21 protein-coding genes are annotated in these 21275 nt (G+C 68.8%); 9 read left to right on the forward strand and 12 right to left on the reverse strand.

What is annotated here, in order from left to right; all coding sequences use genetic code 11:
* Positions 1-21 precede the first annotated feature (21 nt).
* Positions 22-1398 carry an MFS transporter gene (locus CQ034_RS18130; protein ID WP_105712176.1) on the reverse strand — a complete coding sequence of 459 codons (1377 nt, stop codon included), beginning with the start codon at positions 1396-1398 and terminating at the stop codon, positions 22-24.
* 74 nt (positions 1399-1472) lie between these two features.
* On the opposite strand from CQ034_RS18130, the gene CQ034_RS18135 reads away from it, so the two are divergent.
* Complete coding sequence (locus CQ034_RS18135; protein WP_029263209.1) at positions 1473-2063, forward strand: helix-turn-helix domain-containing protein; 591 nt, start codon at positions 1473-1475, stop codon at positions 2061-2063.
* A 12-nt stretch (positions 2064-2075) separates the two neighbouring features.
* On the opposite strand, the gene CQ034_RS18140 is transcribed toward CQ034_RS18135, so the two are convergent.
* The 4 genes from CQ034_RS18140 to CQ034_RS18155 form a co-directional block, all read right to left on the reverse strand.
* A complete protein-coding gene (locus CQ034_RS18140; protein WP_105712177.1) occupies positions 2076-3185 on the reverse strand; it encodes an aromatic acid exporter family protein in 1110 nt (369 codons plus the stop codon).
* A gap of 186 nt (positions 3186-3371) precedes the next feature.
* Entirely contained in the window at positions 3372-4058 is a 687-nt protein-coding gene (locus CQ034_RS18145; RefSeq protein ID WP_105712178.1) for a hypothetical protein, read from the reverse strand.
* The gene (locus tag CQ034_RS18150; RefSeq protein WP_105712179.1) at positions 4058-4975 is read right to left on the reverse strand and encodes an ABC transporter ATP-binding protein; all 918 of its coding nucleotides are present in this window, start codon (positions 4973-4975) and stop codon (positions 4058-4060) included. Before CQ034_RS18150 ends, CQ034_RS18145 begins: the two co-directional genes overlap by 1 nt.
* Positions 4972-5361 (reverse strand): GntR family transcriptional regulator, encoded by a 390-nt coding sequence (locus CQ034_RS18155; RefSeq protein ID WP_105712180.1) that lies wholly within the window; start codon positions 5359-5361, stop codon positions 4972-4974. Before CQ034_RS18155 ends, CQ034_RS18150 begins: the two co-directional genes overlap by 4 nt.
* 107 nt (positions 5362-5468) lie before the next feature.
* Here CQ034_RS18155 and CQ034_RS18160 point away from each other — a divergent pair, with 107 nt between their 5' ends.
* From CQ034_RS18160 to CQ034_RS18185, 6 genes are all read left to right on the forward strand, one after another.
* A complete protein-coding gene (locus CQ034_RS18160) occupies positions 5469-6683 on the forward strand; it encodes a class I SAM-dependent methyltransferase (RefSeq protein WP_105712181.1) in 1215 nt (404 codons plus the stop codon).
* A 338-nt stretch (positions 6684-7021) separates the two neighbouring features.
* Complete coding sequence (locus tag CQ034_RS18165) at positions 7022-8323, forward strand: glycine betaine/L-proline ABC transporter ATP-binding protein (protein WP_029273756.1); 1302 nt, start codon at positions 7022-7024, stop codon at positions 8321-8323.
* The gene (locus CQ034_RS18170; protein ID WP_105712182.1) at positions 8323-9279 is read left to right on the forward strand and encodes a proline/glycine betaine ABC transporter permease; all 957 of its coding nucleotides are present in this window, start codon (positions 8323-8325) and stop codon (positions 9277-9279) included. Before CQ034_RS18165 ends, CQ034_RS18170 begins: the two co-directional genes overlap by 1 nt.
* A gap of 52 nt (positions 9280-9331) precedes the next feature.
* Positions 9332-10240 carry a glycine betaine ABC transporter substrate-binding protein gene (locus tag CQ034_RS18175; protein WP_105712183.1) on the forward strand — a complete coding sequence of 303 codons (909 nt, stop codon included), beginning with the start codon at positions 9332-9334 and terminating at the stop codon, positions 10238-10240.
* A gap of 187 nt (positions 10241-10427) precedes the next feature.
* Positions 10428-11903 carry a lipase maturation factor family protein gene (locus CQ034_RS18180; protein ID WP_105712225.1) on the forward strand — a complete coding sequence of 492 codons (1476 nt, stop codon included), beginning with the start codon at positions 10428-10430 and terminating at the stop codon, positions 11901-11903.
* 300 nt (positions 11904-12203) lie between these two features.
* Positions 12204-12566, forward strand: a complete 363-nt coding sequence (locus CQ034_RS18185; RefSeq protein ID WP_105712184.1) for a hypothetical protein — start codon at positions 12204-12206, stop codon at positions 12564-12566.
* A gap of 171 nt (positions 12567-12737) precedes the next feature.
* On the opposite strand, the gene CQ034_RS18190 is transcribed toward CQ034_RS18185, so the two are convergent.
* The 7 genes from CQ034_RS18190 to CQ034_RS18220 form a co-directional block, all read right to left on the reverse strand.
* Positions 12738-13505: an ABC transporter permease gene (locus CQ034_RS18190; RefSeq protein ID WP_105712185.1), complete on the reverse strand. Its 768-nt coding sequence runs from the start codon at positions 13503-13505 to the stop codon at positions 12738-12740.
* Positions 13502-14278, reverse strand: a complete 777-nt coding sequence (locus CQ034_RS18195; RefSeq protein WP_105712186.1) for an ABC transporter ATP-binding protein — start codon at positions 14276-14278, stop codon at positions 13502-13504. Before CQ034_RS18195 ends, CQ034_RS18190 begins: the two co-directional genes overlap by 4 nt.
* Entirely contained in the window at positions 14275-14646 is a 372-nt protein-coding gene (locus tag CQ034_RS18200) for a DUF1048 domain-containing protein (RefSeq protein ID WP_105712187.1), read from the reverse strand. The genes CQ034_RS18195 and CQ034_RS18200 overlap by 4 nt, the downstream gene beginning before the upstream one ends.
* 2 nt (positions 14647-14648) lie before the next feature.
* Positions 14649-14993 carry a PadR family transcriptional regulator gene (locus tag CQ034_RS18205; protein ID WP_105712188.1) on the reverse strand — a complete coding sequence of 115 codons (345 nt, stop codon included), beginning with the start codon at positions 14991-14993 and terminating at the stop codon, positions 14649-14651.
* Positions 14994-15166: 173 nt separating this feature from the next.
* Positions 15167-15928: a LysM domain-containing protein gene (locus CQ034_RS18210; RefSeq protein ID WP_105712189.1), complete on the reverse strand. Its 762-nt coding sequence runs from the start codon at positions 15926-15928 to the stop codon at positions 15167-15169.
* Positions 15929-15977: 49 nt separating this feature from the next.
* Positions 15978-16616 (reverse strand): response regulator transcription factor, encoded by a 639-nt coding sequence (locus CQ034_RS18215; protein WP_029263193.1) that lies wholly within the window; start codon positions 16614-16616, stop codon positions 15978-15980.
* Positions 16604-17821, reverse strand: coding sequence for a sensor domain-containing protein (locus CQ034_RS18220; RefSeq protein ID WP_105712190.1), 1218 nt, complete (start codon positions 17819-17821; stop codon positions 16604-16606). Before CQ034_RS18220 ends, CQ034_RS18215 begins: the two co-directional genes overlap by 13 nt.
* 123 nt (positions 17822-17944) lie before the next feature.
* On the opposite strand from CQ034_RS18220, the gene CQ034_RS18225 reads away from it, so the two are divergent.
* Both CQ034_RS18225 and CQ034_RS18230 read left to right on the forward strand, forming a co-directional pair.
* Positions 17945-18712, forward strand: coding sequence for an ABC transporter ATP-binding protein (locus CQ034_RS18225; RefSeq protein ID WP_105712191.1), 768 nt, complete (start codon positions 17945-17947; stop codon positions 18710-18712).
* Positions 18712-21249 (forward strand): ABC transporter permease, encoded by a 2538-nt coding sequence (locus tag CQ034_RS18230; protein ID WP_105712192.1) that lies wholly within the window; start codon positions 18712-18714, stop codon positions 21247-21249. The genes CQ034_RS18225 and CQ034_RS18230 overlap by 1 nt, the downstream gene beginning before the upstream one ends.
* Positions 21250-21275: the final 26 nt, after the last annotated feature.

A 21275-nucleotide genomic window follows, 5' to 3' on the forward strand; every position in this document is an offset into this window, starting at 1 on the left:
CGCACCTCTTCCGGGAGCGGGTCAGGCCGACTCGAACTCCTTCGCATGCGCGGCCCACCGCGACTCGATCGGCAGCGCGCGCAGTGCCCGATTGCCGACGGCCAGAGCCACGGATGCCAGGCACAGCGCGGCGCAGAGCAGCAGCGTCCACTCCCGCCCGATCCAGGCGAGACCGAAGCCGGCGATGAGGGGCGCGAGCGGCATCGCCCCCATGCCGAGCACTCCCGCGGCGCTGTTGGCACGGCCGAGCAGGTGCGTCGGCGTCGCCACCATGAAGTAGCCCATCATCCCGGCGTTGAGCGCGGGCACCAGCAGCACCGAGGCGCCGAGCACGACGGCGATCGCCCACGGTGTGGTGACCATCGTGAGCGCGACGACCCCGACGGTCGCGACCGAGAGCCCGGCGATCGTCAGGATCCCGGCCTTGATGCGGGGGACGAGCAGGGGGGCGCACACGGCTCCGACGAGCATCACCGCCCCGATCGATGCGCTCAGCGTGCCGATCAGGAGCTCGGAGTGGCCGTCCTGCTGCAGCGAGTAGATGACGGTGGTGATAGCGGCGTTGAACCCGAGGTTCACGACCGTGGTGATGAGCAGGACGCCGCCGAGGTCGGGCCGGGAGAGCAGCCAGGCGAACGCCTCTCGCAGCTCCGCCCAGGCGTTCCGCTTCGCGGGGGCGGCCGACGCAGCGGTGCCGAAACCCAGGTCATCCGTCGCGGCGACGGCGTGTTCTGCCACGACACGCCGCGGGTCGTCCGGGTCGTCTCCGTTTTCGCCGACCGCTCCGGTGTCGACCACCCCGGCGCGCCGCGCCCGGCGCCCCAGCATCCAGGCGGTCAGGGCGGCGATCGCGTGGCAGAGGGTCATGACGGCGCCGACCGCCCAGCCGCCGATGCCCAGCAGCAGACCGCCGAGCGGGCCGCCCGCGAGCTGGAGCGCGGCATCGCGGCCCTGGTTCGCGGCCTGCGCGCGACCCATCGCGTCGTCGGGGACGATCTCCTTGATCGCGCTCTCGCCGGCGACGTCGAACAGTCCGCTGCGGGCGGCGAGGAGGATGTCGATCACCAGTAGTGATCCGAAGGTCATCGCGTCACCGAGGGCGAGCAGGGTGAAGGCCCCCGCCAGCACGATGCCGATGAGCGATCCGACCAGCATCAGCGCGATGCGGCGGTGGCGGTCGGCGAGGACACCGCCGGCGAGGGTCATGAGCAGGCGGGCGATCATTCCGGCCGCGCCGATGATGCCGGCCTGAGCGGGATCGTTCGTCACGATGAGCGCGAGCAGCGGGATCGCGAACCCGAAGAGCGCGGCCGCGAGGCCCTTGCTCGTGTCGCTCAGCAACCAGGTGAGGTAGCGGCCGTTGTGCCACAGGCGATGCGACTCGGTGAGGGTGGTCATGCGTCGAGAGTAATTGCGCAAGAACAATTGCGCAAGTTCTATTGCGCAATTTTGGGTGCGGGTAGGATCGGGGCATGGCAGCCGACACCAGCGAGAGCAAGGGCGACGATCCCGTCTGGATGACCTCGGCCATGCTCAAGGCCTACTCCCACCCGCTGCGCCGACAGATGATCCGCCTGTTCTCGCGCCGAGACTTCCTGCGAGCGGCGGACATCGCCGCCGAGCTCGGGGTGCCGGCCAACAGCGCGAGCTTCCACCTGCGCGCACTCGCCGACGCCGGTCTCATCGAAGAGGCGCCCGAGCAGGCCCGCGACCGGCGTGATCGTGTCTGGACCGGGCACAAGGGTCCCCTCAACGTGGGCGGCCCGGACAGCCCCGTGGCCGACGAGGAGCTCGGGACCGCGGTGATCGCTGCGCTGGTGGAGGACCATCACGATCTGATGCGCCGGGTGACCGCCTGGACCCCCGAGTATGTCGCCGGACGCACGACCGAGGTGCACGCCGCCTTCACCCAGAGGACGATCCGGTTGACCGAGTCCGAGTTCGACGACGCGATGGTGAAGATCAACGATGTGCTGAGCGCCGCCGATGACGCGCACGACAGTGCCGACCCCGACGGCCGCTACTGGCAGGTGGACGTGATCGCCGCCGACGACACCATCTGACGCGGTCCGGAGTCAGTCCCCGGTCGACGAACCCGTTCCGCTGAGGATCAGGATGCGGCGCAAGTGCATCGCGGTGAGCACGCCCGGGCCCATCGCGCTGCCTGCGTCGACGGTGCGATCGTTCACGGTCTCGAGGAGGAGCCGCGTGGCGCGGGCGGCTTCGCCGCGGACGCGGTGATCTTCAGCGGATGAGGCACCGCCGCGTGCGATCACCTCCGCCACCGCGTGGCACGCCTCGGACAGGGGACCGGGCAGCGCGGGATCGAGCGGCAGGCCGGCCGGCCGGTCCCAGATGGTGTCGGCGATCTCGTCCGAGATGTCGCGGATGAGGTGCGCGATCCGGTCGAGTGCTGCGAGCTCCTCGTGGCTCTGCTGCATCCGCGATCGGTGGCCCTTCGCCCGGGGATTGCCCCGTCGGCTCTCGTCGGCCTCCGCGAGCGCTGCCCGCAACTCACCTGCGGTGTCGGCGAGTGAGGCGGCGTCGTCGGCCCACTGCCCGTGCTCCGGCGGCCAGGACTCGGAGACCGCCGATCCGATGTCGTCGAGATGTCGGGCGAGCTGCTCGCGGAAGGCGGCCAGGCGCGCCGCCGCCACTCCGGTGAGCGGTGCGGGCGCGATCAGGACGTTGACCACGAGGCCGATGACGATCCCGACCGCGGTCTGCGTGAGGTATCCGAGGGAGTAGTCGTCGGCGTTCTGTCCGCCGATGATCAGCACGAACATCGCGGCCATCGGGATGTATTCGCGTCCGGCACCGAACCAGCCCGTTCCGGAGACGAGCACTCCCACACCCACGACGAGCGGGATGGTCCACCACGTGGGCCCCACCGTGAGCACCACCACCGTGGCGAGGCCGATGCCGGCGGCGAGCCCGAGCAGCGTCTGGAAGCTCGACTTCGCCGACCCCATCAGCGTGGGGTACATGCTCAACAGTGCCCCGAGCGGGGCGTAGTAGGGGTACTCGTCGGTGACCCCCGGCATGTGCGGAGCGATCAGCCAGGCGAGACCGACCGCGAGCATCGTCTTCGCGACGAGCAGCAGGCGTGCGGGGAGGACGGCTTCGCGGAGTGCGCGCGCGATGCCTGCGCGGCGTGCGCGGAATCGGGGCTGGCTCTGCGTCACGGCATCCTCTCTTTCGGCGCGTGTGGGTGGGGCGTGGTGCCGGTGATTCCGCGAGCGTATGCGCCCGGTGCGCGGCCGACGAGCGGGTTGCTTCCTCGGCCGGGTACCGGTAGCGCGCAGACGCGACGACGCCGGCCACCCCAGGGAGGGTGACCGGCGTCGAGAGGTGCGGCGGCGGAGGTGCGCTTACGGGATGGTCCTCCGGAAGGCGAGGAACGAGACGCCCGTGAGCACCGCGGTGGCGAGGAGGCCCCAGAGCGCGAGACCGAGCGCGCCGAGGTCCATGATCCCCGCGCCGACGTGCGACCAGAGGTCGAGCCGCGTCACCAGGAACACCAGGCCGAGCAGCACCAGGGAGAGAGCGATGCCCACGATGATGAGCACCAGCTGTCCCCAGCTCTTGTAGATCGTCGCGCCGGTGAAGCCGAGCACGAAGAAGAAGAGCGCGAGGGTGAAGTAGACGACGAAGGCGCCGCCCGGACCCGCATCCCACAGCCACGGCAGGTAGAAGACGTAGCCGTTGATGCCGTATCCGTCGGTGGCCACCTCGATGCCGCCTCCGATGAGGAACAGCACGCCCATGATCGCGCTGCCGAGTATCGCGGTGAGCAGCGTGCCGAAGAAGAACTCCCTGCGGGTGATGCTCATCGCCTGCGAGAACGGGAAGGTGAGCGTCATGGCCGACATCCCGATGGCGAAGAAGTACCAGAGCGGAGCCTGACCGCCGCCGCCGTACTTCGGGGTGTCGACCGGGATCATCGCGTAGATGAGGACCGAGATCACCACCGCTGCGGCGAGGATGATCAGCGGGTACCAGACGAAGGTGCCCTTGTTGATCAGCTGCAGGCGGATGACGTTGACTGTGCGTCGCATCAGCGGACCTCCTCTTTCGCGCCGGAGTCATTCGTGGCGGAATGGGCCTCCGCCTTCTGGGTGAGACGGACGACGAGCTGCTGCAGCGAGACCGGAGCGAGATCCAGACCGGAGGCCGTGACCTCGGCCCGCTCCTCTGTACTGAGACGGCCGAGCACGGTGACGGATGCCACGCGCCCGAGAGCCTCGCGGTGGAGCACCTCTCGGCCCGCGACCCAGGCGTCGACCTTGGCGGCCTCGCCCACGATGGTGACGGCGCGTTCGCGGACGGCATCCGTGTCTTCGTTCAGGATGATCTGGCCGTTGTCGATCACGATGACCTTCTCGATGAGGTTGGAGACCTCGTCGATCAGGTGCGACGACAGGATGATCGTGCGCGGGTGTTCGGCGTAGTCCTCGACCAGTCGGTCGTAGAAGATCTGTCGGGCGACCGCGTCGAGTCCGAGGTAGGGCTCGTCGAAGAAGGTGATCTCGGCGCGCGAGGCGAGTCCGATGATCACGCCCACCGCGGAGAGCTGGCCGCGGGAGAGCTTCTTGATCGTCTGCTTCATCGGCAGCTGGAACTCCGCGATGAGCTCGTCGGCGAACGCCTGATCCCAGTGGGGGAAGAACAGGCTCGCAGCCTTGAACGCGTGCTTCGGGTAGGCGTCGTCCGGGTACTTCTGGCTCTCCCGGACGAAGCAGATCCGGCCGAGCACGTGCGCGTTCTCGTACGGGTGCTCGCCGAACACCCGGACCGAGCCCGAGGACTCGAAGTTCTGGGCGGTGAGGATCGACATGAGGGTGGTCTTGCCGGCGCCGTTGCGACCGAGAAGGCCGTAGATGGCGTTGCCTTCGATGCTGAGCGAGACGTTGTCGAGCGCTCGCTTCTCCTTGTAGCGCTTGTTGAGGTTCTGCACCTCGATGACGGCGGTCATGCGGGGTTCTTCCCTTCTGCGTCGGTGGTGAGTGCGGCGCGCTGCCGGAGCAGTGCCGCGAGGTCTTCGGCGCCGAGACCCAGGGTGCGGGCCTCGGCGAGGAGTGGATCGATGTAGCGGTCGGCGAACAGCGCGCGGCGCTCGCCGAGGAGGACTTCCCTCGCTCCGTCGGCGACGAACATGCCGATGCCTCGGCGCTTGTAGAGCACTCCCTTGTCGGTGAGCATGGCGACTCCCTTCGCTGCGGTTGCGGGGTTGATCCGGTAGAACGCGGCGAGCTCGTTCGTCGAAGGGGCCTGTGCCTCCTCGGCGAGTGAGCCGTCGACGATCGAGTCCTCGATCTGCTCGGCGATCTGGAGGAAGAGCGGCTTGCCTTCTTCGATCACGAGTCCTCCGGTGGGTTAGTGGGTTACTTACTCGACTAAGTAACCATGGAACCTGTCCGGTGTCAACCCCGGGCGTGTGCAGGCGGACGCCCGCGTACAGTGGGCTGGTGCCGGAGTTCCCCTACAGTCGCCTGCGCCGGTGGCCCGACGTCGAGGCGGACAACCTCCAGGCGTATGACGCCACCGATCTGCTGCTCGTAGAGCGGGCGCTCTCCCTCGACATCCCGGGCTCCGAGACCGTCGTGATCGGTGACGAATACGGCGCGATCACGCTGGCTCTGACGGATGCCGGGCGGCACGGCATCCGCGTGCATCAAGACCTCGCGACCGGCCGCCGTGCCCTGGAGCGCAACGCCGAGGATCTCGGGCTCGCCGGCTTCGCCGCGCATGAGCTCGATGCCGAGCTGCTCTCCGGTGCCCGCCTCGTGCTGCTGCAGCTGCCGAAGTCGCTCGCGGAGCTCGAGGAGATCGCGGATGCCGTGGCCCGCTGGGCGGCATCCGGTGTGGTGCTCGTCGCCGGCGGCCGAGTGAAGCACATGACGCTCGCGCAGAACGAGGTGCTCGGGCGTAGCTTCGCGCACGTGCAGCCCCAGCGCGCCGAGCGGAAGTCCCGCCTGATCGTGGCCTCCGCCCCGCGTCCGGTGCCCGCCGATCCGCCGTTTCCGGTGACCGCGCAGCACGACGGGCTGACCCTGGTCGCGCACGGCGGGGCGTTCGCCGGCGCCCGCCTCGACATCGGCACCCGGGTGTTGCTCGAGGTGCTCGGCCTCGGCGGTTCACAACTCCTCAAGAACGGGCTGATTCGGGTCGAAAACGGCGCGAACGGGTCGGAGAACGGTGGTTTTTCCGGAGTTGTGAACAGCGACCGCCCGAGCCGCGTGCTCGACCTCGGCTGCGGCACCGGCGCGCTCGCTGTCTCGTATGCACTCGCCCACCCCGAGGCGCAGGTCATCGCGACCGATCGTTCGGCCGCGGCAGTGGCCTCGGCTCGCGCGGCAGCGGCCGCGAACGGAGTCGCCGACCGCATCACGGTCATGCACGACGATGCGGCCTCGGAGATCGCGGACGCGAGCGTCGACATCGTGCTCCTGAACCCGCCTTTCCACCTCGGAACGAGCGTGCACACGGGCGCCGCGACCCGTCTGTTCGAGGCCGCCGCGCGTGTGCTCCGACCCGGCGGAGAACTCTTCACGGTGTACAACTCCTCGCTCGGTTACCGGGCCGAACTCACCCGTCTGATCGGCCACACGGAACAGCTGTCGCGCACCCCGAAGTTCACCGTGACGCGCAGCATCCGCACCCCCGAAGAGCGCCGATCCTGACCCCGAATCGGTCTCGGACCGGAATATTGAACACCCGTGCAATCCCCCGGTCAGCCGCCGAAATTCGCACCGCCGGCCGACCCAGGATTTGCCCCTGATCGGCCATTTCGTTACGTTGGAATGCGGGCCTGACGGTCCGAAGACCAGTCCGCGGTCACGTCCTTCTTTCGATGAGCTGTGCTGCGAAGAGGCGTGGGCGTACGGTCGATGCTCTATCGCGGCGGATCCGAAATCCGCCGTCTGTGCCGCCACAGCGATCATGTCGAACGGCCCCGAGAGCCTCACCCGGGCGTAACCGAAGCAGGCTCAGCCACCCGAAGGCGAGCCGCGGGGGAAACGTGTCCGAAATCGCTCTCGAAGCGCGCAATCTGTACAAGGTTTTCGGTAAGAATCCGAGCACCGCCGTCCGCCGTCTGAAGGCCGGAGAGAGTCGCACGGCCGTCGCCGATGCGGGGACCGCGGCGGTCATCGACGCCAGCTTCACCGTGAACCGCGGTGAGATCTTCGTCATCATGGGCCTGTCCGGATCGGGCAAGTCCACCATCATCCGCATGCTCAACGGGCTGCATGACGTCACGTCGGGCACCGTCACGGTGAACGGCGACCCGATCACCGGAATCCCCGCCTCGAGGCTCCGCGAGATCCGTCGCGACCGCATTTCGATGGTCTTCCAGCACTTCGCTCTGCTGCCGCACCGCACGGTCGCCGCGAACGTCGCCTACCCGCTCGAGCTCAAAGGCACCCCGAAGGCCGAACGCCTGGCCAAGGCGGAGGAGATCCTCTCGCTGGTCGGCCTCGAAGGTCAGGGCGAGAAGCTCCCCTCCGAGCTCTCCGGCGGAATGCAGCAGCGCGTCGGCATCGCCCGTGCGCTCGCCGCCGACAGCGACATCCTGCTCATGGACGAGGCGTTCAGCGCGCTCGACCCGCTGATCCGCCGCGAGATGCAGGAGCAGCTGCTCGAACTGCAGCAGAAGCTCCAGAAGACGATCGTGTTCATCACGCACGACCTCAACGAGGCCATGTTCCTCGGTGATCGGATCGCCGTGATGCGCGACGGCCGCATCGTGCAGATCGGCACGCCCGAGGACATCCTGATGGACCCGGCCAACGACTACGTCGAGCAGTTCGTGCAGGACGTCGACCGCGCCCGTGTGCTCACCGCCGCGAACGTGATGGAGCGCCCGCGCCCCGTCGTGCCGCACACCGCCGGCCCGCGCACCGCGCTCCGCCAGATGCGCGATGCGTACATGTCGGCGACCTACGTGGTCGGCCGTGACCGGCAGCTCGTGGGTGTCGTGACCGACCGCGACGCGGTCAAGCTCGTGCGCCAGGGCGCCACCACCCTCGACTCCATCATCAAGCCCGTGCCGCAGAGCGTGCGCGAGGACGAGGTGCTGATGAACCTGTTCGTGCCCGCCGTCGAGTCCCCGCTGCCGCTGGCCGTGACGGATGCCGAGGGGCGTCTGGCCGGAGTGATCCCGCGTGTGACGCTGCTCGCCGCCCTGGGCCCCGGCCCCGGCGCGACCGAGGAGATCACCCTGCCGATGATGCCGATGCCGCAGGCCGAGATCGATGCGGTGCTCGATGACGGGTGGACCGCCGACCCGGCCGATGCCCCGACCACGGAGGAGGTGCGCTGATGGACGGCTTCCGCATCCCCGTAGGGACCTGGATCGAATCCGGCGTCGACTGGATCAAGGACAACCTCGACGGTCTGCTCGACGTCATCTCGTTCGTGATGAGCTTCCTCGTCGAGGGGCTCACGAGCATCCTGCTCACGCCGAGTTTCGCGGTCATCATCGTGATCGCCGCGCTCATCGCCTGGATCGTGCGTTCGTGGCAGCTCGCCATCGGAACCATCGTGTCGTTCGGGCTGATCGTCGGGATGGACCTCTGGGTGCCCGCGATGCAGACGCTCGCACTCGTGCTCGTCGCCGCCATCATCGCCGTGCTGATCGCGGTGCCGCTCGGCATCTGGTCGGCGCGCAACGCGACCGTGCGGGCCGTGCTGAAGCCGGTGCTCGACTTCATGCAGACCATGCCGGCGTTCGTGTACCTGATCCCGGCGATCGTCTTCTTCGGCATCGGCGTGGTCCCCGGACTCGTCGCCACCGTGATCTTCGCGCTGCCTCCGGGCGTGCGTCTGACCGAGCTCGGCATCCGCGGCGTCGACTCGGAGACCGTCGAGGCCGGACACGCGTTCGGCGCCAAGCCGGGGCAGATCCTGCGTGGCATCCAGCTCCCGCTCGCGATGCCGACCATCATGGCCGGCGTCAACCAGGTCATCATGCTCGCCCTGTCGATGGCGGTCATCGCCGGAATGGCGGGTGCCGACGGCCTCGGGAAGATGGTGGTCGAGGCGATCTCGACGATCAACATCCCCAAGGGCGTCGAGGCCGGTCTCGGCGTCGTGCTGATCGCCGTCTTCCTCGATCGGGTCACCGCCGCACTGGGCGCCCCGGGCGAGAACCGCTCGTCGCTGCTCGGCATGATCGAGCGGCGCCGCAAGCCGCACGGCGGCGGTGGTGGAGCAGCATCCACCCCCGCAGCCGAGGCGCCCTCGGCGCAGGATGCCGACCCGGCACTCGTGCACTGAGTTTTCACCCCTACGGAACAACACCCATACGGAACTGAGAGAGAGAAATCACATGAAGAAGAAGATCCTCGCGATCACCGCCCTCGGCGCTGCAGCGGCGCTCACCCTCGCGGGCTGCAGCAGCGACGGCGCCGGCGGCACGGGCGGCGGCGACGGCAGCTCCGACGACAAGGGCACGATCACGCTGGGCTTCCTGCCCTCGTGGACCGACGGCCTGAGCACCGCGTACCTGCTGCAGGACCAGCTCGAGAAGATCGGCTACACGGTCGAGATGAAGACGCTCACCGAGGCGGGCCCGCTGTACACCGGTCTCGCGCAGGGTGACGTCGACATGTACCCGTCGGCCTGGCCTGAGCTCACGCACGCCGAGTACATGGAGAAGTACGGCGACGACATCGAAGACCTGGGCAAGTACTACCAGAACGCCAAGCTCACCCTCGCGGTCCCGGAGTACTCGGAGCTCACCTCGATCGAGGACCTCAAGGGCAAGGCGGCCGACTTCGACGGCAAGATCTACGGGATCGAGCCGGGTGCCGGCCTCACCGCCCAGACCCAGAAGATGATGCCCGAGTACGGACTCGACAGCGAGTACGAGCTCGTCACCTCGTCGACCGCGGCCATGCTCACTGAGCTGAAGACCGCGACCGACAAGCAGGAGGACATCGTCGTCACGCTGTGGCGACCGTTCTGGGCCAACGACGCCTTCCCCGTGAAGGACCTCGAAGACCCCAAGGGCGCCATGGGCAAGGCCGAGGGCCTGCACTTCCTGGGCACCAAGGGCTTCGCCGAGGAGTTCCCCGAGGCCGCTGAGCTGATCGAGCAGATCAAGCTCGACGACGAGCAGTACGGTGCACTCGAAGACCTCGTGGTCAACGAGTACGGCGAGGGCAAGGAAGCGGATGCCGTCGACGCATGGCTCGAGGAGTACGGCGACCAGTTCGACTGGACCGTCACCAGCTGACCCGAGCTCACACCGGCTCTGAGGCGCAGCATCCGCTCGGAGTCGGCACGCGATACGAAGGAGATCTCACCCTTCGAAGGCCCTGTTCGCGCAGGGGCTCCTTCGTCGGGTGAGATCTCCTTCGTTGTGTGCGGGGTTCCGCGCGCAACCCCCTTCCCCGTGGGTCCCGGCGGCGTAGCCTGTGGGCGTGGACGGGTTCGCGGCGGTCGACTTCGGGTTCGCGCGCGAGGTGCTGCAGCGGGGCATCGCGGCGCTGTACCTCGTCGCGTTCCTGTCGAGCCTGAACCAGTTCCGACCGCTGCTCGGTGAGCACGGTCTGCTCCCGGCGCCGGCCCTCCTCGAGTGGGTCGGCCAGAAGGCGGAGCGGCGGCGGATGCTGCATCCGACCCTGTTCTCGCGCATCCGCTACTCCGATCGCCGGCTCGTCGCGCTGTGCGTGGTGGGGATCGTGGTCGCGGCGGCGCTCGTCATCGGCATCCCGCAGTGGGGGCCGCCGTGGGTGCCGATGCTGTGCTTCCTTGCGCTGTGGCTCGGCTACATGTCGATCGTCAGCATCGGGCAGACCTTCTACTCGTTCGGCTGGGAGATGCTGCTGCTGGAGGCCGGGTTCCTCGCGGCTTTCCTCGGCTCGAACGATCAGCCGCCGCCCACGGTCGTGATCGTGCTGTTCTGGTGGCTGGTCTTCCGGCTGGAGTTCGGTGCCGGGATGATCAAGATCCGCGGCGGCCGCGAGTGGCGCGACCTGACGGCCCTCATGTACCACCACGAGACGCAGCCGATGCCGGGGCCGCTCAGTCGGCAGGCGCATCTGCTGCCGCGCTGGTTCCATCGCGGCGAGGTGGTGGGCAACCACTTCGCGCAGCTCGTGGTGCCGTTCTTCCTGTTCGCGCCGCTGCTGTCGCTGTGGGTGGATGGCCCGGTGCCGCAGATCGTGGGCGCAGTCGCGGCATCCATCGTGATCCTGACGCAGGCCTGGCTGGTGCTCACGGGGAACTTCGCGTGGCTGAACTGGGCGACGATGGTCATCGCGGTCTCGGCGATCGGGCTGCCGGGGGTGGGGGCGGCCGAGGTCGCGCCGCCGACCGACGCGCCGTGGGTCCTCTCCGGCCTCCCGCTCTTCTGGGTGATCATCACCTCGGCCGTCGGGCTGCTCTACGTCGTGGTGAGCGTGCCGGCGATGCGCAACCTGTTCGCGCGGCGGCAGCTCATGAACGCGAGCTTCAACCGCTGGCAGCTCGCCAACGCCTACGGCGCCTTCGGCACGGTCACGAAGGAACGCATCGAGATCGTCGTCGAGGGGTCAGCCGATGAGGAGGGCGTCGAGTGGCGGGAGTATGAGTTCCGGGGCAAGCCCGGGGACGTGCGACGGATGCCGCGGCAGTTCGCGCCGTATCACCTGCGCCTCGACTGGCTGATGTGGTTCCTGCCGCTCGGGCACTCGTTCGACGACTGGTTCACGGCGTTCCTCGTCCGACTGCTCGAAGCGGATGCTCCGACACTCGCGCTGATCCGGGTCGATCCCTTCGACGGCGAGCGGCCGCGGTGGGTCCGGGCCGTTTCGTACCGCTACCGCTTCGCCACACACGCCGAGAAGCGCGCCGATGGTGTGGTCTGGGTGCGGAGCCGCCGCCGCGTGGTGCTCGGCCCGTTCGGGCTGCGGTGAGCGGGTGCCACCCCTACCTGCTTCGTGCAGCATCCGTGCAGCATCCGTCCCGCATCCGTCCCGCCCACCCAACGCGAAGGAGATCTCACGCTTCGAAGGAACCTTTCCGCACACGGCTCCTTCAGAACAGGAGATCTCCTTCAGAACACGTGGGTCGGATCAAGCGACTCCCGCCGAGCGCGGCGCCAAGGATTGGGCTTGCCAGGCCGGGGCGCCGATTGACAACCAGATCCATAGCTCCTATAAGGGCTACATGTCCGAACCGCGAGCGTTTGTCCGACACATGATGACTGACTTCTCATGACCGAGACGAGCCAGTGGGGGGCGATCCAGCGCATGCCGCGGCGACGTTACGTCGCCGCGGGGCTCTGGGCGTTGGCTCAGATCACAGTTGCCTGCGGTGGCATCCTTCTCGTCTATCTCACTGCGATGCGAATGGATGGGTGTGCATCTTCCTGCAGGGACGATGTCGCCAACCTGGCGATCGACGGTCTGAGAGTGGCGCTCATCGTCATCCTCGTCGCACACCTCGCCCTGCTCGTCATCGCACTCATCAAGAGGAGATCGCCGCACGTGATCGGTGGTGTGGCAATCGGTCTGAGCGTCGTGGCCATCACCGTCGCTTATGTGCTCATCGTTGCCGCGTACCCGGCGCCCGCCTGACACGAAGGAGATCTCGCGCTTCGAAGGAGCCTTTCCGTAAACAGCTCCTTCAGATCGTGAGATCTCCTTCACAACGCGCGACGCGCAACGCCGAACCGCCGCCGAGCGCGGCGAAACGCCCCGGCCGGGTCGAGTGACCCGGTCGGAGCGTCCCGTCTCGCTGGGCGAAGATCAGCTGACCTTCTTTCGGTAGGCGATGATCGCGAACACGTAGGCGACCACGAGGATGCCGACGCACCAGGCGAGGGCGACCCAGATATCGTCGCCGACGGGCTGTTCGGCGAACAGCGCCTGGATGGTGTTGACGATCGAGGTGACCGGCTGATTCTCGGCGAACCACTGCACCGGTCCCGGCATCGTCTCGGTCGGCACGAAGGCCGAGCTGATGAACGGCAGGAAGATCAGCGGGTACGAGAACGCGGTCGCCCCGTCGATCGTCTTCGCGCTGAGCCCCGCGATGATCGCGAGCCACGTGAGGGCCAGGGTGAACAGCATCAGGATGCCGATGACTCCGAGCCAGGCGAGCGGGCTCGCCCCGGTGCGGAACCCCATCAGGAATCCGACGCCGAAGATGATCGCCAGGGTGATGGCGTTCGCCGTCAGTGACGTCAGCACGTGGGCCCACAGCACGCTCGATCGGGCGATCGGCATGGAGTGGAACCGCTCGAAGATTCCGCTCTGCAGGTCGTTGAACAGTCGGAACGCCGTGTACGCGATGCCGGATGCGACCGCGATCAGCAGGATGCCGGGGAGCAGGTAGTTCACGTAGTTCTCGGCGCCGGTGCTCTGCTGCAGTGCTCCGCCGAAGACGTACACGAACAGGAGCATCAGCGCGATCGGGGTGACCGCCGTGGTGATGATCGTGTCGGGGCTGCGGAAGATGTGCCGCATGGAGCGGCCGGTGAGTGTCGCCGTATCGGCGGCGAAGTGCGTGCTCATGCTGCGTTCTCCTTTCCGGGGGCCTGGGGGCCGATGAGGGTGAGGAAGATCTCCTCGAGGGTGGGCTGCTTCTCGACGTACTCGACCTTGGCGGCCGGCAGCAGGCGCTTGAGGCCGGCGAGCGTGTCGTTGGCGATGATGCGGCCCTCGTGCAGGATCGCGATGCGGTCGGCCAGCTGCTCCGCCTCGTCGAGGTACTGCGTGGTGAGCAGCACCGTGGTGCCGGTGTTCGCGAGTTCCTTGACCACGTCCCACACCTCGATGCGGGCTTCGGGGTCGAGGCCGGTGGTCGGCTCGTCGAGGTAGATGACCTCGGGGTGACCGACCAGGCTCATCGCGATGTCGAGCCGGCGACGCATGCCGCCGGAGTAGGTGCCGGCCTTGCGGGCTCCGGCATCCGTCAGGCGGAACTTCGCCAGCAGGTCGTCGGCGATGTTCCCGGCGTCGGGCAGGTGCCGCAGCTTTGCGACGAGCACGAGGTTCTCGCGTCCGGTGAGGATCTCGTCGACCGCGGCGAACTGCCCGGTGAGGCTGATCACCTCGCGGACGCCGACGGGGTTCGCGGCGACATCCACTCCCTGCACGGTCGCCGTACCGGCATCCGCCTTCAGCAGGGTGGAGAGGATGCGTACCACCGTGGTCTTGCCGGCGCCGTTCGAGCCGAGGAGGGCGAAGATGCTGCCCTTCTCGACCTCGAAGTCGACGCCGCGCAGCACGTGCAGATCTTTGTAGGACTTCTCGATGCCGCGCACCGAGATGGCTGCATTCGTCATGACTCCTCCTCCTTCTTCTTCGCGTCGTCGAATGCCTTGATGAGGCGCGAGCGCTCCTTGTCGATCCATTGGCGTCCGCCGTACGCGGCGGCGTAGTTCTCGGCGAACTCGACCGGGTCGTCGCCGACGATGGCGCTGACCGGGGTGCCGTCGAGCGCGGCGCGCTCCCACAGGTCGGCGATGTCGAGGAACATCTTCACGATGGTGTCGCCGTCGGTGACGCCGCCGTAGTACATGTTGTAGCGCTGCTGCGCCTTCGCGACCTCGCGGTACGGCTCGGGGAGGGCGTTGATGCGGGCCTGCGCCTGCTTGTAGAGCTTCTTCTCTTCGAGGGATCCGGTGATCGCTTCGATCCACTTCGCGGCCATGGTCAGTTCTCCTTGTTGTCGGTGTTGCGCTTTTCCAGCTGTTCGATGTGCGTCTTGAGGAAGCTCCAGGTGGTCCAGAACTCCCCGAGCTCCTGCCGGCCCTGTGCGTTCAGGGTGTACACCTTGCGGGGCGGACCCTTCTCGCTCGGGACCTTCTCGACGTCGACGAGGTTCTTCTGCTCGATGCGCACCAGGAGTGCGTAGATCGTGCCCTCGGCGATGTCGGTGAATCCGTGGTCGCGGATGCGTGTGGTGATCTCGTACCCGTACGCCGGCTGCTCGGCGAGGAGGGCCAGAACGATGCCCTCCAGAGTGCCCTTGAGCATCTCGGTCATCTGCTTGCCCATCAGGTCCTCCTTTCGTTTCGGTTGGTACTCAGTGTTGCTGGGTACCGGTACAAAGTAACACTGAGTACCGGTACTTAGCAACACCGAATACCGAACTTTTCGGAGAGGTTCGGGAGGGGTTTCCGGGCGCGCGGGAACGACCGCCGGCGGACCGGCGGGGAGAGAGCCTGCTGCTACGGGAACATGCGGCGGAGCAGCGACAGATCATCGTCGCTCAGCGCCTGCGTGATCACGGCCGCCGTCTCCGGGGGCATGTCCTTCTCCAGGCGCTGCCACAGGAACCGCGCGGCACCCAGGTCTGCGGTGGCGACGGCGGTCGAGAACGCCGCCACACCGTCGTAGTACGGGATGGTCGACGACCCGGGTGCGGCGTTGTACGGCGAGTAGATGTCGACGAACGGAAGCGTCGGATCCGGGCGCAGGTAGAGGACGTCCCCGGGTGCGATCGGCTCAAAGCCGCGCACATGGTTGAAGCTGCCGACGGTGACGTAGTCGACGCAGAAGCGCTCGCCGATCGCGATGAGGCTGTCGCCGGCCTGCACCTCGTAGGAGAAGATCTCGCCAGCGGCATCGAGGGTCACGGGTCCGCTCGCCAGCTCCGACTCGCCCATCTCGACGAGTTCGCCCAGGAGCTTGGCATGCATCGTTTCGCCGTCGTCGCTCCCGATGTTGATGAACGCATTGGTGGTGCAGTCACCGGGACCGCCGGCGGGAACGCTGATGCCGTCGCCGAGGGAGACGAGGCTCTCTTGGGCCGGATCCTCGGGCGCCGGCGTCGGGGCCGTCGATGGTTCGGCGGCGAAGCGCTCCGACGCCCAGGAGGCGACGCCGAACACCGCGGGGGCGGCGCTGACCACGGCAGGGGCCGCGGCGGCGAACAGCCCGGCGACGGCCACGACGACGACGGCGGTGGTGATCTTGGTGGAGCGTTTCATCCTCGTCAGCATGGCATCGAAGCGCGCCTGAGCGCCAGGGCGGATGCCGTCAGGTGCGGAGGTACGCGAGCACGGCCAGCACGCGCCGGTGCCCGCTGTCGCTGGACGCGAGCCCGAGCTTGCCGAAGATGTTGCCGATGTGTTTGCTCACCGCGGTCTCGGTCACGAAGAGTCGCCCGGCGATGGTGCCGTTGTCGAGCCCCTCGGCCATGAGCCCGAGCACCTCGCGCTCGCGCGGGGTGAGCGTCTGCACCGGATCGTCGGCGCGACGGCGGCTCATCAGCTGCGAGATGACCTCGGGGTCCATCACCGTGCCCCCGGCGGCCACGCGGTTGAGGGCGTCGATGAACGAGGCGACCTTGCCCACGCGCTCCTTCAAGAGGTAGCCGAGACCGTCGGCGCCGGCTGCGAGGAGTTCGCCGGCATAGCGGTCCTCGACATAGGCCGACAGCACCAGCACGGGGAAGCCGGGTCGGCGGGCGCGCGCCTCGGCGGCGGCCTTCAACCCCTCGCTCGTGAAGGTCGGCGGCATCCGCACGTCGACCACCGCGGCATCCGCCTCGTCGAGTCGCTCCAGGAACCCCTCGGCGTTGTCGACGGCGGCCACCACGTCGAAGCCCTCGCTGCGCAGCAGCAGTGCCAGGCCCTCGCGAAGGAGGGTGTCGTCCTCGGCGATCACGATCCGCATGGCAGCTCCGCTCTCAGGATGGTGGGCCCGCCGGCCGGGCTCGTGAGCTCCAGCGTGCCCTCGAAGGCTTCGATGCGACGACGGATGCCGGCGATACCGCCGCCCGGACGCTCCACGGCTCCGCCCCCGCCGTCGTCCTCGACCGTGATGAGCAGCACCTCACCTTCGCGGGCGACCTCGACGCTCGCCCGCGTCGCCGCGCTGTACTTGCTGACGTTGGTGAGGGCCTCGGCCACGACGAAGTAGCTGGCCGACTCGACCGCCGCCGGCACACGTCCGACATCGGCCGCCTCGATCGTGCAGGGAACGACGCTGCGCCCGGCGAGCGAGGCCAGCGCGCCTTCCAGCCCGAGCTCGTCGAGGATCGGCGGGTAGATGTCGTGCACGGTGCGGCGGAGTCCGGCGAGCGCATCGGTCGCGGCATCCTGCGCTCGCCGCAGCGGTTCGAGCACGTCGCCCCCGGTCTCCTGCGCCCGCTCGGCGATCCCGAGCATCATGACGACGTTCACCAGGCGGTTCTGGGCCCCGTCGTGCAGGTCGCGCTCGATGCGGCGGAGTTCGGCGGCGTGCGCGTCGAGGGCGGCGGCCCGGCTGAGCGTGAGGGCGTCGACTCGGGCGGCGAGGCGCGACTTCTCGGGAGTCGTGAGCAGCTGGGCGGAGACGAACGAGACCAGCCGCGCGACGGCCGGGATCAGGAAGACCGCGAGGAGTGCGTAGGCCAGAGCGACGAGCGGCATCGTCGCCGCGAGCTCCCACGACGTGACCGGATACACGGAGCTGACGGGGTCGTCGGCGGGCGCGAACTGCCAGTAGTAGGTGATGGCGAGCGAGTTGACCGCCGCTACCGGGAGCGAGATCGTCAGCATGGAGAGGAACAGCACGGGGATCCCCTGCACCGCCAGCCACAGGAGGTCGCGACCCGTGGCGCGCGAGAACGCGAAGCGCAGACGGTCGTCGATGGTCGATGCGGGCGGCAGCACGTGGCCGATCGGCGGCAGCTCCTCGCCTCGGTAGGCGCCGACGCGACGGCGGTTCACATCCGTCCACCCGTGCAGGCCGCGGACCGCCTCGGGCATCAGCAGCACGCCGCCGGTGATGATCATGAGCGGGAGCAGGGCGAGCCCGAGGCTGAGGAACACCACGGACGCGATCGAGACTCCGGCCTCGACGGCCAGGTATCCCCAGGCGCGCAGCCAGCGTCGCATCCGTCCGTCCTTCACTCTCACAGTCTGCCGGAGGGGTCGGCCGAGCACGGTATAGCCAGCACCACCATCGATGCGGCAGCGGGCGGGATGGGATGCCGGATCGGCCGTCCCTAGCGTCGAATCATGACCTCCACACCACTCGCCCCCGCCGTCGATGCGGGCCCCGCCGAAGCGCTGCGCCTGCAGTCCGTCGTCAAGACCTACGGCGCAGGCGCCAGCCGCGTCACCGCCCTCCGCGGCGTGAACCTCGCCATCGCGAAGGGCACCTTAACCGCGATCATGGGCCCCTCCGGCTCGGGCAAGAGCACGTTGCTGCACAGTGCTGCGGGACTCGACCGGCCCAGCAGCGGCACCGTCCACCTCGGCGGAACCGAGATCTCGAGCCTGAAGGCACGTCAACTCACCGCCTTCCGGCGCGACCACGTGGGCTTCGTGTTCCAGGCATACAACCTGCTGCCGGCCCTGAACGTCGAGGACAACATCACCCTCCCGCTGCGGCTCGGCGGCCGGAGCCTCGAGGCGCGGTGGCTCGACTTCCTGCTCGACGCGGTGGGGCTCGCGGAGTTCCGTCACCGCCGCCCCTCCGAACTCTCCGGTGGCCAGCAGCAGCGGGTGGCGATCGCGCGCGCCCTCATCACCCGACCGCACGTGGTGTTCGGCGACGAGCCGACCGGCGCGCTCGACTCGCGCTCGGGCAAGCAGGTGCTCGACCTGCTCGCGCACACGGCGCGGGAGCTGAACCAGACCGTCGTGGTCGTGACGCACGACCCCGTCGTGGCATCGCACGCCGATCGCGTGATCTTCCTCGCCGACGGCGCCTTCGCGGGCTACCTCGACGGCGCCGACCCCGCGCAGATCAACGACCGCATGAGCGCATTGGGGGAGTGGTGATGTCGGGGCCGCTGGGCTTGGGTCGACTCGTCCGAGCGGATCTTCGCCACCACCGTCGGAGTTTCGTCGGAGTCGCGGTCGCCGTGTTCGTCGCGAGCGCTCTGGTGACGGGCCTCGGCGTGCTCGTCGAATCCGGCATGCGCGGCGGGCTCGCCCCCGAACGCTATGCCGCCGTCGACGTCGTCGTGGGTGCGCCGCAGCAGGTGGACGTGCCGGAGGACCTCCCCGTTCCGTTGCGGGAGCGCGCGTCGCTGCCCGCCGACGCGGCGCGTGACATCGCCGCGCTGCCGGGGGTCGACCGCGTCGTGGCCGACGTGACCGTTCCGCTCGTGCTGCAGGGCGCAGGTACGGATGCGGATGCCCGTGCCGCCGCAGCCGCCGTCGTCGAGGCGCACCCGTGGGAGGCCACGGTGCTGACCGGCTTCGAGCTGCGCGAGGGGCGGGAGCCCGCGGCGGCCGATGAGGTCGTCGTCACTTCGGGCAGCGGCCAGGCCGTGGGCGACACGGTCACGCTGGCCCACGGCGGCATCCCGTCGGAGTACCGCGTCGTCGGGGAGGTCGCAGCTCCTGCGGCACCCGAGCGGAGCACGCACGTGTTCCTGACGGAACGCCGCATCGACCAGCTCGACCCGCATGGCGGTGCCGCGCAGGCGCTGGGTGTCTTCGTCGCCGGGAACGACCCCGAGCAGACGGCCACCGCGATCCGCGAGGCTTTCCCCGGCCTGGTCGCCCGCACGGGAGACGCCCGTGGCGATGTGGAGTTCCTCGACTCGGGGGCGGCGCGTTCGATGCTCGTCGCCATCGGCAGCGCCTTCGTGGGCACCTGCATCCTCGTGGCGATGTTCATCGTGGCGGGCACGCTGTCGCTGTCGGTGCAGTCGCGTCGACGGGACTACGCGCTGCTGCGCGCGGTGGGCGCGAGTCCGTCGCAGGTGCATTCGCTCGTGGCCCGCGAGGTGCTGTGGGTGTCGGCGGTCGCCGCGCTGCTGGGCATCGCGCCCGGGTACCTGCTGTCGACCGTGCTGCAGTCGGCCTTCGTGACCGGAGGCGTCATCCCCGGCGACTTCGCCCTCGCCTTCAGCCCTCTTCCCGCGGTCGGCGCGGTGCTGCTCGTGCTCGCCGCCGCCTGGGGCGCGGCGCGCATCGCGGCCTCGAGGGTCGCGAAGCTCGACCCGGTCGAGGCGCTGCGCGAGTCGGCGACGGGTGCTCCCGCGATCGGTCTGACGCGGATCATCATCGGGATCGTGCTCGCCGCTGCCGGCATCTCGGTGTCGACGGTGCCGCTCGTGGTGCGTGGACAGGTCGCGGCGGGCGCCGCGGCCGGTGCGGTGATGCTGCTCATCATCGCGCTCGCCATGCTCGGCCCGTGGCTCGTGTCGCTGAGCATGCGCCTGATCGGCAGCGTGCTGCGGCGGCTGTCGTCCGCGGGCTTCCTGGCTTCGGCGAACGCCGCGGCGAACAGTCGGCGTCTGGCCTCGGCCATCCTGCCGATCGCTCTCGGCATCGGGCTGGGACTCGTGCAGATCGGGGCCCCGTCGATCATCGCCGCCGAGGCCGCGACGCAGGCCACCGCCGGAGTCATCGCCGACCTGCGGGTGACGGCGCCGACCGGGCTCACGCCGGAGGCGGTCGAGGCGATCCGCGAGACCCCGGGTGTGGCCGAGGCCTCGGGCGTCGCGCTCAGCGCCGCAGTGATCGATTCCTACGATTTCGAGGGGAAGCTCGAGCGCGACGAGCACGTGCTGCAGGGCATCGATCCGGAGCGAGCGGCGCAGAGCCTCGACCTGCGCGTGCGTGAGGGGGCGCTCACCGACCTCGCCGGCGCCACGACGGTGGCCGTGAGCACGGATGCCGCCCAGAGCCTCGGGCTCGACATCGGGGGCACGGTCACCGGGCACCTCGGCGACGGGTCGCCGTGGGAGGCCACGGTCGTCGCGGTGTACGAGCGCGGTCTCGGATTCGGGGACCTCACCATGGCCGCCGACGAGGTCAGCGCGCACACCACGGCCGGCCTGGATGCGTTCGCGCTCGCGACGGTCGATCCGGGTGCCCTCGATGACGTGCGTGCGGCGCTGACCGAGCGCGGTTTCGGCGTGCGCGACGGGTCGGGCCAGGAGGCAGCCGGTGCGGGTGCGCAGTCGCAGCAGGGGTGGGTGAACCTCATCGCGCTGCTGGTGATCCTCGGTTACATCGCGATCGCCGTAGTGAACACGCTCGTGATGGCGACCGGAGAGCGCTCGCGGGAGTTCGCCCTGATGCAGCTGATCGGCTCGTCCCGTGGTCAGGTGCGTTCGATGATGCGGATCGAAGCCGTGCTGGTGGCCGCGATCGGCATGATGTTCGGCGTCGTGGTCGCGATCCCTCCGCTCATCGGGGTGAGCATGGGCATCTCGGGTCAGCCGATTCCCGCGCTGCCCGCGCTCGGGTCTCTGACCATCATCGGTGCGATGGGTGCCCTCGCGCTCGTGGCGCTGTGGGCGGGAACCACCGCAGCCATGCGCACCCGCCCGATCGACGAGATCGGGTCGCGGCAGTAGGGCACCCAGGCCCCGGGGCCGTGTCG

Origin of the sequence: Microbacterium sp. MYb45, assembly GCF_002979655.1 — a bacterium.
In the GTDB taxonomy this organism is placed as follows: Bacteria; Actinomycetota; Actinomycetes; order Actinomycetales; family Microbacteriaceae; genus Microbacterium.

What these genes read in the sequence shown, in the direction of transcription:
- CQ034_RS18130 (WP_105712176.1), bottom strand. Translation starts at nt 1,398, where the DNA reads ATGACCACCCTCACCGAGTCGCATCGCCTGTGGCACAACGGCCGCTAC.
- CQ034_RS18135 (WP_029263209.1), top strand. Translation starts at nt 1,473, where the DNA reads ATGGCAGCCGACACCAGCGAGAGCAAGGGCGACGATCCCGTCTGGATG.
- CQ034_RS18145 (WP_105712178.1), bottom strand. Translation starts at nt 4,058, where the DNA reads ATGCGACGCACAGTCAACGTCATCCGCCTGCAGCTGATCAACAAGGGC.
- CQ034_RS18150 (WP_105712179.1), bottom strand. Translation starts at nt 4,975, where the DNA reads ATGACCGCCGTCATCGAGGTGCAGAACCTCAACAAGCGCTACAAGGAG.
- CQ034_RS18170 (WP_105712182.1), top strand. Translation starts at nt 8,323, where the DNA reads ATGGACGGCTTCCGCATCCCCGTAGGGACCTGGATCGAATCCGGCGTC.
- CQ034_RS18175 (WP_105712183.1), top strand. Translation starts at nt 9,332, where the DNA reads ATGAAGAAGAAGATCCTCGCGATCACCGCCCTCGGCGCTGCAGCGGCG.
- CQ034_RS18185 (WP_105712184.1), top strand. Translation starts at nt 12,204, where the DNA reads ATGACCGAGACGAGCCAGTGGGGGGCGATCCAGCGCATGCCGCGGCGA.
- CQ034_RS18190 (WP_105712185.1), bottom strand. Translation starts at nt 13,505, where the DNA reads ATGAGCACGCACTTCGCCGCCGATACGGCGACACTCACCGGCCGCTCC.
- CQ034_RS18195 (WP_105712186.1), bottom strand. Translation starts at nt 14,278, where the DNA reads ATGACGAATGCAGCCATCTCGGTGCGCGGCATCGAGAAGTCCTACAAA.
- CQ034_RS18200 (WP_105712187.1), bottom strand. Translation starts at nt 14,646, where the DNA reads ATGGCCGCGAAGTGGATCGAAGCGATCACCGGATCCCTCGAAGAGAAG.
- CQ034_RS18205 (WP_105712188.1), bottom strand. Translation starts at nt 14,993, where the DNA reads ATGGGCAAGCAGATGACCGAGATGCTCAAGGGCACTCTGGAGGGCATC.
- CQ034_RS18210 (WP_105712189.1), bottom strand. Translation starts at nt 15,928, where the DNA reads ATGAAACGCTCCACCAAGATCACCACCGCCGTCGTCGTCGTGGCCGTC.
- CQ034_RS18215 (WP_029263193.1), bottom strand. Translation starts at nt 16,616, where the DNA reads ATGCGGATCGTGATCGCCGAGGACGACACCCTCCTTCGCGAGGGCCTG.
- CQ034_RS18220 (WP_105712190.1), bottom strand. Translation starts at nt 17,821, where the DNA reads ATGCGACGCTGGCTGCGCGCCTGGGGATACCTGGCCGTCGAGGCCGGA.
- CQ034_RS18225 (WP_105712191.1), top strand. Translation starts at nt 17,945, where the DNA reads ATGACCTCCACACCACTCGCCCCCGCCGTCGATGCGGGCCCCGCCGAA.
- CQ034_RS18230 (WP_105712192.1), top strand. Translation starts at nt 18,712, where the DNA reads ATGTCGGGGCCGCTGGGCTTGGGTCGACTCGTCCGAGCGGATCTTCGC.